Below are 14,382 nucleotides of genomic sequence, written 5' to 3'. Positions count from 1 at the left end.
AGTTCAGGAGCGCAGAGCCCGGGCCGGGACGGTGCGGGAGACGCGGGCGGCCTGGAGTGCCAGGGCGAGGCAGGTCGTCACGAGCGTCACGGCGGCAAGTGCGCCGAGCGTCGCCCACGGGAGGCCGTCGAGCACCTGGCCCACGCCGACCTTGGCTCCCACGGCGATGGTGGTACTCGCCACCGCGAGGAAGACCGCGCTGAAGACGATCGCCGTGACTGCGTAGATCACGCCCTCATAGACCGTGGACCGGGTGGTGACGCCCGGCCGCGCGCCGGCGACGGCAACGACCGCGGAATCGCGAGTGCGCTCCCGCCCGACCAGGGCAATCACCGCCAGGCCACCGGACCAGGACACGACGAAGACCCAGCCCAGAACGGTCATGACATCGTCCAGCCCTGCGGTACTTCCGGGCATGACGGTGCCCATTGTCATGAACAGCGCGATGAACGACAGGGAGAGCGCGAAGGGCAGCACCGTGGTGACGCTTCGGGCCGCGCGCGTTCGGCACGACTGCACGGCGAGGTGCCAGGCGACGCCACGCGACGGGACGAGGGCGGTCCAAAGTCTCATCAGAGGTGTGAGCACCCACGGCCCCATCAGCAGCAACAGGCAGACGAGGAACAGGTTTCCGGCGAAGGCGAAGGCGGTCCGCTGTTCGATGCCCCCTTCAAGTTCGAGGCCGAGGCCGGGAATCCACATCCCGAGCACACCGGCGAGAAGGCAGAGGGCGAGAATGCTCCGCGCGACACCGGGCCGCGCCGGCGGATCGGAGTGGTCCCGGAAGGCGCGCATCTCCGGCGTCCTGGCGGCTCGGCGTGTGACGCCCCAGCCGCCGAGCAGGCACGGGACCACTCCGGCCAGCAGACTCGCGCCGATGTGCCAGAGCTGGAGTCCGGCGGTGGCTCCGTGCAGGTCGAGTCCCGTCGCCGTCCACTGCGAGAGGGCGATGTTCGCGACGAAGGGGGCCAACGGTACGGCCAGCGCGCCGGCCACCGTGCCGAGGACCACCAGCTCGGCGCGGAGAACGGACCTGACGCGGCGGCGCGGGATCCCGAGGATCACCCACAGGGCGTGTTCGCGTCGCTGGGTCGTCAAGGTCAGACCGACGGTCGAGGCGACGACACCCACGGCGGCCAACACGGTGAAGAAGACGATGTTGCCGCCGAGCGCGATCGACGCGGAGACCATCCGTGCGTCGCCTGCCGTCCGCGCCGCCGAGACGGCGGTGAACATGGCGATGACCGAGCCCGCCGAGCAGGCCGCGCCGACGACCGCACACGCGAGCGTCCACACCCACATCGACGCCTGCATGCGGACGTCCGACATAACGAGCCGCAACATGCCGCTCACGCCGCCGCCTCGTTCGCGTCGTCCTTCGACTGCGCCGCGAGGACGGCATCGCTCACCGTGTGCGGGTCGCCGCCGGAGATGACGGCGTGCACCCGCCCGGACCCCATCACCACGACCTGGTCGGCACGCGCAGCCGCATGCGGGTCGTGCGTGACCATGACCACCGTTGATCCTTGTGCGGGCAGTGCCTGCAGCCAATCGAGTACGACGTGACCGGACTTGAGATCGAGCGCGCCGGTCGGCTCGTCGGCGAAGACGATCCGTGGCTGATTCGCGAGAACCCTGGCCACGGCCACGCGCTGGCGTTCGCCTCCGGAGAGTCGGTCGGGGCGCCGCCTGGCGTGCTGGGCGATACCGAGCCGCGACATGGCCTCGTGGACCCGTGACTTGGGCACCCGGTGGCCGGCGAGTCTCGACGGCAGACAGATGTTGTCCTCGACCGTGAGCGAGCTGACGAGGTTGTACTCCTGGAAGACGAAACCGATGTTCTCGCTGCGGAACGCGGCCTGCTTGCGTGGGCCGAGCGACAGGACATCCGTTCCGAGAATCTCGATGGAACCTGCGGTCACTCGCTCCAGGCCAGCTGTGCAGAGCAGGAGCGTCGACTTTCCCGATCCGGAGGGTCCGACGATCGCGGTCAGCCTGCCCTCAGGAATGTCCAGATCGATATCGTGCAGTGCATGGGTCATTTCTCTTTTACGGCCGGGAATGGGGAAGTCCATACGGAGGCCGCGCATACGGATACACGGTGCGGAAATGGGGTCTGCGATAGGCATATGGCAATGTTAGGCAGCGCTGAACACGCTCCGCATGGGTGTCAGCACTACTTCGAGGTAGACCTGGGTCTACCTTCTCGAGATCCGCCGTATGCCATAATTCTGGCCATGTCGCAGATTCGTGTCCCCCGAAGGGTGCTGACGGAAATCATCGCAGCACTGGCCTTCCCGATTCTGCTGCTCTCCCTTCTGGTTGCACCAGCCTCGGCGGCCGTGCTGACGGAGTTGGACCGCTCGAGAGCGCGGTGGTGCGGCGTCGGCACGATGCCGCTGCGGCCCGCGGGCCAGAGCTGGGCGCAGTGGGTGGCACGCCAGCTGCGATCGCGGTCGATGTGGCGTACCGACCTCCCGGTCTTCGTCGCCGCCATGTTCCTTTCCGCGCTGTCACTGGTGGTGGAATTCTTTGGGTTCATCGGTGCCGCCGCGCTGGTTTTCTCTCCCGTTTTCTGGTCGTTCGGGATCGCCGCACAGGTCGGCCCTTTCACTCCGGCGTCGCTTACGGAATCCTTTCTGGCGATGCCCGCCGGGGTACTTCTGGGTGCGGTCACCGCAGGTCTTCTGGCCGGAATTTCCCTTCTCCGGGACCTCGTCCTGCGCACTTTCTCGAGAAGCCGGGACCCGGATCTGCTCGCGAAGCTGGAGGAACTCCGCACCAGCCGGGCCTCGTTGACCACGGCCTTCGAATTCGAGCGCCGGCGCATCGAACGTGATCTGCACGACGGCGCTCAACAGGAGCTGGTCGCCGTCGTGATGCGCCTCGGGATGCTGGAGGCCGCAGCCTCGGCGAGCGGCGAGGAACGCGTCGTGGAACTGGCACGTCAGGCACAGGACCAGGCCGAGCATGCGCTGGAACGGCTCCGGGAAACAGTGCGCGAGATCCACCCTCGCGAATTGAGCGACCTCGGCCTCGTCGCCGCCGTCCGCGAGCTGGCCGCGCGATCACCGCTGCGGGTCGAGCTGAACAGCACCGGAGATGATGCCCAGTTGTCGTCGCCTACTGCGACAGCGGCCTATTTCACGGTCTCCGAGGCGCTCACGAATATTACGAAGCACGCGGGCGTGGGAAGCGCTCGGATCGACCTGCAGTGCGATTCAAGTGGCGTACGTGTCTGCGTGCGTGACGACGGTGCGGGCGGCGCGGAGATCGACGCGGGTTCAGGCCTTGCCGGACTGCGTGAGCGGATGCGAAGCATCGGTGGGGAGCTCGAGATCCGAAGCCCTGCGGATGGTCGCGGAACCGAAGTCGTAGCATCCGCTCCCGGCCAACCCACATGGGAATGAAGTGAATGAAGGCGAACAGGGGAGGCAGAGGCCATGAGAATTGTCCTGGCAGATGACAGCATGCTGATTCGTGCCGGAATCCGGGAAATCCTGACCTCCCACTCTCACGAGGTGATCCGTGAATGTGAGGACGCTACCGAACTGGTTGCCGCCGTCGACGAGTTCGCGAGTTCCGGGGCCGCGCCGGACCTGGTGATCACTGATGTCCGCATGCCCCCGGGAAACACCGACGACGGACTCCGCGCCGCCATCGACCTGCGATCGCGCCATCGGGATCTGCCGGTCCTCGTCCTTTCCGCCTACGTCACCGGACCGTACGTCCAGGAGCTGTTGAACGGTCCGGGCGCGGACGGGGCTGTCGGGTACCTACTCAAGGAAAAGGTCGGCAGAGTCGTCGACTTCCTACGCGTACTCGATACGGTTTCCGGTGGCGGCGTCGTTATCGACCCGGAAGTCGTCCGCTACGTCACACACGCGGACGCGCCCCAGGGCCCGCTCGCCCGGCTCACCGACCGAGAACGCGAGGTGCTCGCCCTTATGGCGGAAGGGCGCTCCAACGCGGAAATCGCATCAGCGCTGTTTCTTTCCGGAGCGTCCGTGAGTAAGCACGTGGCCAATGTGTTCGTGAAACTCGGAATGCCCCCGAACGAAGACAACCGCCGCGTCAAGGCCATTCTGACCTGGTTCGAGTACAACTACTGAGTTGATCGAGCTGCCGCTTCCTCTGCTCGTTCTTGATGGATTCCACGCGCTCAGTAAAATCCGCAAGGGCCCGCCCTGAGCAAGGTCCGCATCCGGCTGCAGGCTGAACCCGGGAGGCGTCTCCACAGCACCCGGCGTTGACGGTGACGACGTGTCAGGGCTTCTCGCCGAGTGCGGCCCGGAACCAGTCCAGTGAGCCTGTCTTGAGTACGGCGTCGGCGAGGTCTTGGCCGGACTGTGTGGTGATCCGGCTGCGGGAGTTGTCGATCCAGCGTTGCATGTTGGTGTAGCCCTGGTCGCGGTACTCGATGCCCTGGATCATGCACTCCAGCTTGTCGGCGTCTCGGGCGCAGAGGGCCTCGGGTGATGTCTTGTCCTCGTACTCGCCGATCAGGTCGCGCACGGCGTCGGCCAAGCCCGCTGGGAAGCCCTGGACTTGGTCGTTGGCGATGTCGCGTGGGTCGGCTTCGGTGCCGCCGGTGTATTTCTTGCCGAGGTGGTTGACGTCGCCGGTGCGGGTTTCGCTGGTGTCGTGCCAGACGGCGAGGTAGGCGGCTTGCGCGGGGTTGGCGCCTTCGAGTTTGGCGATGATCGAGGCGATTACGGCGACTCGCCAGGAGTGTTCGGCGACGGACTCCGGGTCCTTGACGCCGCCCATCCACCAGCCGGTGCGTTTGGTGTGCTTGAGCGTTCCTGCCTCGTACAGGAATCGCGCCACCGGAGTCAGGTCGTCGTCAGCCACCGTGGGCTCCTCTCACGCCTCGGCGAGGCGGATCGCGTACCGAATGCTTCTTGCTCACGATGGCCGCGTGCGGCGGATCCGATTGGGGCGCTGCTGCGGCTGATCCCTATCGTTCGCCATCCGAGGCTCGGCGCATCAGTGGACGCGCCTCGCCGTGAGGAGGAGTGTGAGAGGGCCTGCTGGGAGCAGGAAGTGTCCGTGCTCGGCTGCGTCGAGGGCGGAGTTGAGCGGCCACCAGTCGAGTTTGAAGTCCTGCTCGTTGTCGGTGAGTTCTTGTGGTCCGAGGGTCAGGTTCTGGGCGAGGAAGAGGTGGATGCGGGCGGTTGAGGCCAGTGTCATGGCGTAGTTGCCCAGGGCGGTCCAGGATGCTGCGGTGACGCCGGCCTCTTCTTTGAGTTCACGCTTTGCGCAGGTGAGTGCGTCTTCGCCGTCCTCGCGTCGCCCTCCGGGGAGGAACAGGAAGTCGCCGCCGTGGTCGGGGAAGGGCGCGTTGAGGATGGCGACTTTGCCGGTGTTGTCGAGGGCTGCGACGACGGAGGCGTCGCGGGCGGGTGCATCGCTCATGGGCGGTGAGCGTAGCGGTCATGCTGTGTGCCAGGCGGCGAACGGCACGGTGGTGACGGTGGGGTGGGCGATGCCGCGGCCGTGGAAGCCGTCCTCGCCGTAGGCGTCGCCGTGGTCGGCGCACAGGATGATCAGCCAGGGGCGGGTGGCGGTGAGTCGGTCGATGAGGCGTCCGAGGTGTGCGTCGGCGTAGGCCAGGGCGGCCTGTTGCGAGGCCGCTGTGTCGGCGTGTTCGTCGAGGTAGTGGCCGTGTGGGACGTGGGTGGCTGAGATGTTCACGAACAAGTAGAGGGGGCGCTCGGCGTATTGGGCGGCGAGGTGCAGGGCCGTGTCGACTTGGTGGCGGGTGGAGTCGGGCTCGGGCGCGCCGAACTCGGGGCGCCAGTGGTCTTCGTCGAACAGGTCGGGCAGTACGTTGCCGAGCGGGGTTTCGCGTGAGAAGTAGGTGACGCCGCCCACGCATACGGTGCGGTATCCGTGGGTGTTGAGGCCGCACAGGAGGTTGGGGGCGTCGAAGGCGAAGGTTCGTTTGTCGACTTCTTTGAAGGCGGGCGGTCGGCATTCCCACAGCCGGGGCGGCTGCTGCGGGGAGGGCAGCTTGGGCAGGAATCCGGAGAAGAAGGCGATGTGCGCGGGGAGGGTGAAGGTGCCGGGTGTCCAGCGCCGTTCCCAGGTCCCGTTCGGCAGGAGGCGGGCCAGGTGCGGTGTCTGGCCCTGCGTGAGTGCCGTGGTGGCGACGTCGTAGCGCAGTGAGTCGAGGGTGGCGAAGAGGATCGGAGTGCCGGTGCCGATGATTTCGGCGGCGTTGATGTGCACGCAGGTCAGGCCTTTCCCCGGTATTCGATCGTTCCGCGGGCGGCGTCGTTGACGGGGATCGGGACGCGGTCCTGTGCGATGAGGTCTCGGATGGCGGCGAGTCCGGATTCCTCGGTGAGTGGCTTGCCGTCGGCGTCGAACAGCGCGACGGTGACCTCGGCGGAGGGGGTGGTGCTGATGTGTGCGCTCGGAACGGAACCCAAGTCTGCGGTCACCAGGCCGAGTTCGTCGGGTTCGGTTGGGTCCTGCAGTGCGGTGACGAGGCACTTGTAGTGCAGTGCGTTGATGGCGCCGCGGGCGAAGCGCGTCGCGTACTGGGTACTGATGGCCTCTCCGTCGTGGGCGACGACGAGATGAGAGGCCTTCTGGGTGACTACGAGGCAGGCGCCGAGCCACCAGGCGACGCCGGCATGGATCTGGCTGGGGTGGTGGCCTGTGGCACCGCCGTCGCGGATGACGGGTTTGCTGCAAGCTCCGGTGACATCTGACGCTTGCGTTGTCCGTGCGCACGACGCAGCACGCCCATGCGGCCGGTGAACGGCTGGAAAGGCGATCCATGAGGTGTAGGCGATGAGGACGGCGCCGCCGAACGGTAGAGCGAGAGTGTATTCATGGGCCATCAGGGAGTGTTCCTCAAGAACTGGAGCAACTGCTCGTTGAACAGTTCCGCTTCGTTCATGTGGGGTTCGTGGCCGCTGTTCTCGAAGATGGAATAGCTGCCTCGCTGGACCTGCTGGGCGAACCACTCCATACCCTCGGGGTGGTAGAAGGGATTGTGGCGGCCGGTCACGACCCAGGTCGGGATGTCGATCCGAGGCAGCACGTCGCGCCAGTCCGCCACGAAGTGATCCATAAGTAGTCCGGTGACCTGCTCGTGCGGGAAGCTGTCTTGCGGGAAGCTGTGGTGATGGGGCGTCACCTTGGCCATTTCGAGAGCGACATGCTCCGGCACCACAGGTTCCCGACCGAGCTCGCCCCAAGGGTGTCGCATGTTCGCCTGCGCCCACGCCAGGGGCCACTCGACGCCGAACACACCCCACGTCCAGTCCTCGTCGTTGATGATCTTCGGCGACTGGTCGATGGCCACGAAGCGGCTCACATCGCGCGTGCCGTGGAGGCTGAAGAGGGCCAGCGATGCGGACACCCCCATCGAGTGCCCGATCAAGGTGACATCGGTCAGCCGCAGGCCGTCCATCAGATCGCGCAGATCCGTGCCGTGACGCGACATCCGTTGACCGAAGGAGACTTGCTCGGAATCGCCGTGGTTGCGCTGATCGATGGTGATCACGCGATAGCCGGCGTCGAGCAGCGCACGCCGCTGGAAGGGCCAAAACTTGCGGTTCGCGGAGTACCCGTGGACCAGCAGGGCCGGTGCGCCGGACCCCTCATCGTCGTAGCAAAGCTTGGCGCCGTCGGAAGCGGTGAACATCAGGCCAGTTCCGGTCATGACTTCGCCTCGCGTTCTGTCGGTTCAGGTACGAGTGGGTGGCCGACGAGGGGCACGATGTCGGCACAGGGCCCACTACTGGACCCGCGAAAGCATGCGAAACCGAGGAGGAGTCCGAAACCTCTGATTGTTGCGATCTCAGGCGAGGTTTTCATTCATCCGTCGAAAACCGCAGCTCCGATGCGGAGATGTCCCGAAGCCGCAACTGCAGGTGGAGAGCGAGGCGATCGGTTCCGGAATCGAGGTCCATGCCGGTGATCTCCTGGATCTGCTTGAGCCTGTAGTAGAGCGAAGTCCGGTGCAGATTAAGGGCTTTGGCCGCGCGGGTCACGTTGCCTGCCTCGTCGAGGTACACGGCGAGGGTCTCGCAGAGTTTGAAGCCCGTTTCGTGGGCCTCGATGGCCTGGAGTGCCCGTTCGGCCCGTGTGCCAGGCGGGAGTTCGTCCGAGATGCACAGCAGTGGAGCGTATTCGCCGAGCTCGTCCCAGACGCCGATGCCGTTCGTCCAGTCCAGACATCGTGCCGCCCGCAGCGCGATGTGCGCCTGTCGACGGGAGAGTAACGCTTCCGTCGTGCCGCCTACCGCTGAACCAATGCCGACGACGCACCGTGCGCTGGCGCCGAGGGCGCGCACGAGGGTGTCACGCAGTCGACCCCCCTGGTCCTGGAGTTGGCCGGGGTCCGGTGGTGACAGCCACTGCTGGACGAAGTCCGCGCGCTGGCCGCTCACGGCGCCCATGCCCCGGATCTTGCTTGCCGACTCGACCTGGCCTTGCGCGGTACGCAGCGCCAACTTGAGCTGGGCTTCATTGTGCAGCGGACTGGACACTTCGACGAGAGTCACCACCACATGCGGTCGGTTCCTGAACCCCCAGAGGCTCAGCTGTTCCGCGGCAGATTCCCGATCGGCGGCGGACGGCGACAGAAGCCGTCTGACCACGCTCGCCCGCTCGTCGAGGCGATGGTCGGTGGTCATGACGGAAAGCTGCGCGGCCAGCGCTGCTGCTGTGGTCTCGATGTCCCTGACTTCGGAGGCAGTCAGACTTTCGTCGGCGTCGATGACCATGAGCATGCCCAGGAACTCGCCTTGCGCACGCAGGGGCACACACAGGCGAAGAAACAGTTCCAGTCCGGGCTCGGCCGGGACGCGTCCCGACTGCTGCCAGCGGTCCACACCGAGCCCGAGAATGTACTCCGCCACACCAATGCCCGGTTCATGGTGCAGAACAGCGCGCACCCGGGCCGGGTCCTCGTCGTTGAAGTGCCGACTTGCGTACATCTGTCGCACGAGCGGGTCATTGACCACCACCGAGCGCCCCAGCCGCTCCGCCAACTCATCGACCATCGACTTGATCGCCGCCGACCCTTGGCTCCATAGCCCCGTCATAGCCGCTCCCACCTCCCACATTCCGCCGCTCACCGGGCCACACCATCGACGGCACCACATCACTGAGCTGCCCTGAGTTTCATTAACAGCATCAGGACGAAGGCGTTGGCGAGTCGGAGCAGCACGTCGATCGTCATGCCCTGATGGCCGTCGCTGATCGTGGGCTGGATGGCCTGCGCGGACAGGTTCTCGGCAGGCGCAAGACCCAGCAGACCCTGAACATCGAGGTCGACGAAGCATGGCGAGAATTGGTGGAGACGCTTCCAAGGGGGGCGGCCTCGAAGAGACCACCACCCTCGACGATCAGTTGCGGCCGCGCGCTTGCATGCTGGTCAGGACGGGACGACGGGGAGGATCAGGCGTGAAGGCCGGTCGGCGTCGTGGGCGATCTCCTGGCGTGCCGGGCGGAACTCCGTGCCCACGTCGACGGGTTCGCCGGTGTTGAGGTTGCGGTCCCAGCGCGGGAAGCTGCTGGAGGTGACGTGCACGCGCAGCCTGTGGCCGGCGCGGAAGACGTAACTGGTGGACCACAAGTCGACTGCGTGCTCGGCGAATTGGCCCGGGGTGGTCTGTGCTCGCACGATGCCGTCGGTCACGTTGATCGATACGCCGTCGGGGTCGACGTCGCACAGGCGCACCACCCAGTCGGTGCAGGGTGCGTCGGTCGCTGCGTGGATCATCGCCCGGATCCGTCCGGTCACCTCGAGGTCCTCGGCCAGTGGTTCGCTGGTGTGGACGAGGACGTCCGCGCGTTCCTCCACGGGTGCCTGGTCGAGCGGGCCGGGGCGGAATTCGGGGGTCATCACCAGGGGGCCGCCCATGGTGGGCACCGGGTCGGCGGGGTCGTAGACGTAGGTGTCGCTGCCCTCGCTGGGGGCCGGGGTGTCGAAGGACAGGGCGCTGTCGGCGCGCAGGAACAGGTCGGTGTCCACGGCGCGCGACAGCGGCCACTCCTGCTCCTCGCGCCATTCGTTCTTCCCCATCACGAACAGCAGCACCGGCGGAAGCTCCGGCGTCTCGGGCGTCTCGTCGGGGGTCAGCCATTGCTTGAACCAGGCGGCCTTGAGATCGGTGAACGACCCGCGCTGGCCCAGCAGGTCCTGGCTGCTGGCCAGCCCGAAGTTGACGTCGCCGATCTGTCCGGTGCGGTTTGAGTGCGTCCAGGGGCCCATGATCAGGTGGGCCGGCCGTCCCGCCGCCCGGCTCTCGACGAAGTTGTCCAGGGTGCCCTGGCCGAAGACGTCGTACCAGCCTCCGAGGTTGAGGCTGGGCAGCTCCACCTCCGCGTGGCGGCCCGCGACCCGGCAGTTTGCACTCCACGCCGGATCCCGCAGTGCGTGCTCGAAGCCCAGGTCATGGATTTGATGGCGTCGGAAGGCGGGGTGACGGCCGGCCGGAAGCTCCCAGTAGGTGGCGGGGACGGTCTGGTCCATGTCATGGATCAGAGCCCCGAGAGCCTGGCCGATAGTGGCCGGGTCCTCGGCGTGCCGACGAGTCAGGGTGTCCGCCCCCTGCATGAGTGACCAGAAGACTTGGAGTCCGAACTCGATGGCGCCGCCTCGGGCCCACAGCCCGTCGTGCGGATCGGACCACGTGACCTCGGGGGCTATCGCCATAAGCTCCGGAGGCTTGGTCAGCGCGGCCGTCCACTGCGTGTTGCCCAGATAGCTGCCCCCGATCATGCCGACCCGGCCGTTGGATCCCGGCAGTTGGGCGGCCCAGCGCACCGTGTCGTAGCCGTCGTCCGGCTCGTACGTCCACGGCTCCCACACCTCACCGTCCGAGGCGAACCGGCCCCGGGTGTCCTGGATCACGACGATGAAGCCGGATCGGGCCAGCGCGATCGGCTCCAGGATGCCGACCAACGCCGGGACGCTCTTCCCGTACGGGAGGCGGGACAGCAGTACGGGGTGGGGGCCACCGGCGGTGGGCCGGTAGACGTCCGCGCGCAGGACGGTGCCATCGCGCATCGTGGCGGGGACGTTCTCTTCGACTGTCACATCCATGTCGGCTCCTGAGTGGTGGGGTGAAGTGAGTGGTACGGGTGGGGTGTTGTGTGGCATGGGATGATGGTGCGCGGTTCAGCGGATGGAGGATCCGATGCTGATGCCGCCGTCGACGTCGAGGACGACGCCGGTGACGTAGCGGGCGCCGGGTGAGCACAGGAACGCTGCGGCTTCGGCTATGTCGGTGGGGTCGCCGGTGTGTCGCATGGGGATCTTGGCGGTGAGCTTGTCGCGCCCCTTGTCGTCCATGGAGGCGAGCATGGGGGTCTCGATCAGGCCCGGGGCGATGGCGTTGACGGTGATTCCCTGTCGGGCGGTCTCCAGTGCCAGGGCGCGGGTGAGGCCGACGACGCCGGCTTTGGCGGCGACGTAGTTGGCCTGGCCGAAGTTGCCGCGCCAGGACATGGAGGAGAAGGAGAGGATGCGTCCGTAGCCGCGGCGCCGCATGACCGGGAGTACGGCGCGCGCGCCGTTGAACGCGCCGGTCAGGTTGACGTCGAGGACGGCCTGCCAGTCGTCGTCGCTGATGTTCTCGGCGCGGTTGTCGCGGATGATGCCGGCGTTGTTGACCAGTACGTCGATGCGGCCGTGTGTGGTGTCGAGGTCGGTGATCCAGTCGTTCACCGCCGCGGAGGAGGCGACGTCCACCTCGGCGGAGTGTGCCGTGGGGCCGATCTCGGCCGCTGCCTTGGCAACGGATTGGCCGTCGCGGTCGGCGAGCACCATGGTGGCGCCCTCGGCCGCGAAGCGTTCGGCCATCGCGCGGCCCAGCCCTTGCGCGGCGCCGGTGACGGCGACGACCTGGTCCTGGTAGCGGTTCATGTGCGGGACACCTCCGGTCGGCGATTGAGGAATGTACGCAGGGCGTCCGCCACCGGGGCGGTGTCCCAGTGCGCGGCGAATGTGGCGAGCTCTGCGTCCAGGCCCTGCTGCGGGGGCAACGACAGGGTGGTGGCGAGGAGTTGCTTGACCCGACCCTGCGCGGGACCGGCCACCGCGGCCAGTTCGTCGGCGACTTCCTGCACTGCCCGCTCCAGGTGTGCTGCGGGCACGGTCGAGTGCAGCCAAGCGCAGGCCCCGTACAACTCCTGGGCGGGGACGAGCTTTCCGGTGAGCATCAGGTAGCGGGCGAGGTTCACACCGACGCGCTGCGGCAGCCGCACACTGGCGCCTCCGGCGGGCAGCAGCTGGTTGCGTACATGGCCGTCGCCAAGGAGGGCGTCCTCGGCGGCGATGACCACGTCACAGGCGAGTGCGAGTTCCATTCCGCCCGCGACGGCGTGTCCGTGGACGGCGGCGACGACCGGCAGGGACGAATTCTCGATCCGGGTGAACAGCTCGGAGACCCGGGAGAGGAACTCCACAGGCTTGTGGCCCTGCTCGGCCAGGCCGACCAGGTGGCCCAGGTCGGCTCCGGCACAGAAGCTGCGACCTTCACCGGCCACGACCAGCACCGTGGTGTCCGGGTCGGCCTCGGCCTCGGTCAGCGCGCGGTCCAGTGCCTCGATCAAGGTGTCGTCGAGAGCGTTGCGTTGCTGTGGCCGGTTCAGGCGCACCCACCGGACGGGGCCGCGCTGTTCGGTCAGCAAGGGGGATCTGTTCACGTTCCTGCTTTCATGTCGCGGTCCTGCGTGGCCTGTTCGGCCGCCGTACGCTGTCGGCGCAGGACATTTCGCTGGATCTTGCCGCTGGGTGTCTTGGGCAGCGCGTCGGTGAAGTGCACGGCGCGGGGGTAGGCGTGCGCGGCATAGCGCTGCTTGACCCACTGCTGCAGTTCCTCGGCGAAGCCAGTGGTGTTGGCGGTGGTGCCGGAGCGGGGCACCACGTACACCTCCAGGACCTCGCCGCGGGCCTCGTCGGGCACACCGATCGCGGCGCACTCGGCCACTTGCGGGTGCTGCAACAGCACCGACTCGATGTCGAAGGGGCCGATGCGATATCCGGCCATGAGGATCACGTCGTCGTCGCGGGAAGCGAAGAAGAAGTCGCCGTCGCCGTCCACGCGTCCCAGGTCACCGGTGAGGTAGTGCGCACGGTCCGGGGTGAATTTCTCGGCCGCGTCGCCCGCGCCCTGGTAGCCCGTAAAGGTCATCAACGGGCTGTGCGCGACGTCGACCGCGATACGGCCCTGCACACCTTCGCCGACCGGGGTGCCCTCGACCGGGTCGAGCACCGTCAGCCGCCATCCGGGCAGGGCGCGCCCCATGGAGCTCTGCTTGGCCGGGCCGGAAAGATCGGGGTGCCAGGCATCGGCGAGGGGCATGCCCAGCTCCGTCTGCCCGAAGTGGTCCCGCACCCGCACACCCAGGGCGCGCTGCGCCCACTCGGACACCTCCGGGGTGAGCGGTTCACCCGCACTGGAGGCACACCGCAGGCGTACGTCCGCGGGCGGGCCGCTGCTCGCGCGCAGGGCCCGGTACGCGGTGGGGGCGGCGGTGAAGTTGGTGACTCCCAGCCGCGTCAGCACCGTCCAGGCGGTGTCCGGCTGGAAGTTGCCAGTCACGAGCACACTGCGACGGCCCGCCGCGAGCGGGGCGATGATCCCGGCATAGAGGCCGTAGGCCCAGCCGGGGTCGGCCGCGCACCAGTACACATCGTCGGCCGTGACATGAAGGGCGTGCTCCAAGTAGCTCTGCCAGACGGCGACATGGGCCACCGGGTGGATCACACCCTTGGGCGCCCCCGTCGTCCCGGACGTGAACATGTGCACCAGCGGCCTGGTACCGCCCTGGGGGCGCGAGGGCAGACTCGCGGACGCCGCGGAGCGTTGCAGCGCGGCCAGATCGTGCTCACCCCCGACCGCTCCGCCTCCGGCGACCACGGTGGTCCACGAACGCTGCTCGGGCATGTCCGGCCCGGGCAGCAACTTGGCGCGCTGCCCGGCATCGGTGACAACGACCTTGGCCCCGCTGTTCGTCAGCCGGGCCGCGATGGCCTGCGGCCCAAAAGCGGTGAACAACGGCACGTAGACAGCGCCGAGCCGCCAGACGCCGACCAGGACGGCGACGAGGTCCACGCCCTTGCCCATCAGCGTGGCCACCCGGTCACCGGGGCCCACCCCCAGCTCCGCCAGCGCCCTGGCGCTCCGCTCGGACAGCTCCCGGAGTTCGTCGTACGTGATGTCGCGGACAGAAGGGCCGGACTGGCCTTCGCCTTCACCGATCACCGTGAAGGCCACCGCGCCACCGGGGTGGCGATCACACAGGAGCCAGGCCACATCTGCGCTGTCACCTGCGAAGTCGTCAATGAGTCCGGACACCGTCGTCTGAACGTCAGTCATGGGTACTCCAACGGGTGGGTACGTTTTT

At 67.4% G+C, this 14,382-nt stretch carries 14 protein-coding genes; 2 read left to right on the top strand and 12 right to left on the bottom strand.

Annotation, left to right across the window (positions count from 1 at the left end; translation table 11 throughout):
• Positions 1–3 precede the first annotated feature (3 nt).
• Together ACOKM3_RS08785 and ACOKM3_RS08780 are read right to left on the bottom strand one after the other, a co-directional pair.
• A complete protein-coding gene (locus ACOKM3_RS08785) occupies positions 4–1,344 on the bottom strand; it encodes an FtsX-like permease family protein (RefSeq protein ID WP_426906736.1) in 1,341 nt (446 codons plus the stop codon).
• A gap of 5 nt (positions 1,345–1,349) precedes the next feature.
• Positions 1,350–2,042 carry an ABC transporter ATP-binding protein gene (locus ACOKM3_RS08780; protein WP_426898626.1) on the bottom strand — a complete coding sequence of 231 codons (693 nt, stop codon included), beginning with the start codon at positions 2,040–2,042 and terminating at the stop codon, positions 1,350–1,352.
• Between the two features lie 195 nt (positions 2,043–2,237).
• Between ACOKM3_RS08780 and ACOKM3_RS08775 the strand changes: the two genes are divergently transcribed.
• Positions 2,238–3,410 carry a sensor histidine kinase gene (locus tag ACOKM3_RS08775; RefSeq protein ID WP_426898624.1) on the top strand — a complete coding sequence of 391 codons (1,173 nt, stop codon included), beginning with the start codon at positions 2,238–2,240 and terminating at the stop codon, positions 3,408–3,410.
• A 33-nt stretch (positions 3,411–3,443) separates the two neighbouring features.
• Positions 3,444–4,112: a response regulator gene (locus ACOKM3_RS08770; protein WP_388261000.1), complete on the top strand. Its 669-nt coding sequence runs from the start codon at positions 3,444–3,446 to the stop codon at positions 4,110–4,112.
• A gap of 154 nt (positions 4,113–4,266) precedes the next feature.
• Here the strand turns inward: ACOKM3_RS08770 and ACOKM3_RS08765 are convergent, their stop codons facing one another.
• From ACOKM3_RS08765 to ACOKM3_RS08720, 10 genes are all read right to left on the bottom strand, one after another.
• Positions 4,267–4,854 (bottom strand): HD domain-containing protein, encoded by a 588-nt coding sequence (locus tag ACOKM3_RS08765; RefSeq protein ID WP_426898622.1) that lies wholly within the window; start codon positions 4,852–4,854, stop codon positions 4,267–4,269.
• 135 nt (positions 4,855–4,989) lie between these two features.
• On the bottom strand, positions 4,990–5,418 hold the full coding sequence (locus tag ACOKM3_RS08760) for an NUDIX hydrolase (protein WP_426898620.1): 429 nt from the start codon (positions 5,416–5,418) through the stop codon (positions 4,990–4,992).
• 18 nt (positions 5,419–5,436) lie between these two features.
• Positions 5,437–6,234: an STM4013/SEN3800 family hydrolase gene (locus ACOKM3_RS08755; protein ID WP_426898618.1), complete on the bottom strand. Its 798-nt coding sequence runs from the start codon at positions 6,232–6,234 to the stop codon at positions 5,437–5,439.
• 5 nt (positions 6,235–6,239) lie between these two features.
• Positions 6,240–6,854 carry a hypothetical protein gene (locus ACOKM3_RS08750; RefSeq protein WP_426898616.1) on the bottom strand — a complete coding sequence of 205 codons (615 nt, stop codon included), beginning with the start codon at positions 6,852–6,854 and terminating at the stop codon, positions 6,240–6,242.
• Entirely contained in the window at positions 6,854–7,681 is an 828-nt protein-coding gene (locus ACOKM3_RS08745; protein ID WP_426898614.1) for an alpha/beta fold hydrolase, read from the bottom strand. Before ACOKM3_RS08745 ends, ACOKM3_RS08750 begins: the two co-directional genes overlap by 1 nt.
• A 151-nt stretch (positions 7,682–7,832) precedes the next feature.
• Entirely contained in the window at positions 7,833–9,068 is a 1,236-nt protein-coding gene (locus ACOKM3_RS08740) for a PucR family transcriptional regulator (protein WP_426898612.1), read from the bottom strand.
• 332 nt (positions 9,069–9,400) lie between these two features.
• Entirely contained in the window at positions 9,401–11,074 is a 1,674-nt protein-coding gene (locus ACOKM3_RS08735) for a CocE/NonD family hydrolase (protein ID WP_426898611.1), read from the bottom strand.
• Between the two features lie 75 nt (positions 11,075–11,149).
• The gene (locus ACOKM3_RS08730; protein ID WP_426898609.1) at positions 11,150–11,896 is read right to left on the bottom strand and encodes an SDR family oxidoreductase; all 747 of its coding nucleotides are present in this window, start codon (positions 11,894–11,896) and stop codon (positions 11,150–11,152) included.
• Positions 11,893–12,678 carry an enoyl-CoA hydratase/isomerase family protein gene (locus ACOKM3_RS08725; RefSeq protein ID WP_426898607.1) on the bottom strand — a complete coding sequence of 262 codons (786 nt, stop codon included), beginning with the start codon at positions 12,676–12,678 and terminating at the stop codon, positions 11,893–11,895. The genes ACOKM3_RS08730 and ACOKM3_RS08725 overlap by 4 nt, the downstream gene beginning before the upstream one ends.
• Positions 12,675–14,354: an AMP-binding protein gene (locus tag ACOKM3_RS08720; protein ID WP_426898605.1), complete on the bottom strand. Its 1,680-nt coding sequence runs from the start codon at positions 14,352–14,354 to the stop codon at positions 12,675–12,677. The genes ACOKM3_RS08725 and ACOKM3_RS08720 overlap by 4 nt, the downstream gene beginning before the upstream one ends.
• Between the last annotated feature and the right edge of the window lie 28 nt (positions 14,355–14,382).

The sequence above is a fragment of the Streptomyces nidicola genome (assembly GCF_050106155.1).
GTDB lineage: Bacteria > Actinomycetota > Actinomycetes > Streptomycetales > Streptomycetaceae > Streptomyces.
Note: the sequence above shows the minus strand (reverse complement) of the source record. Positions and strands in the feature narration are given on the sequence as shown.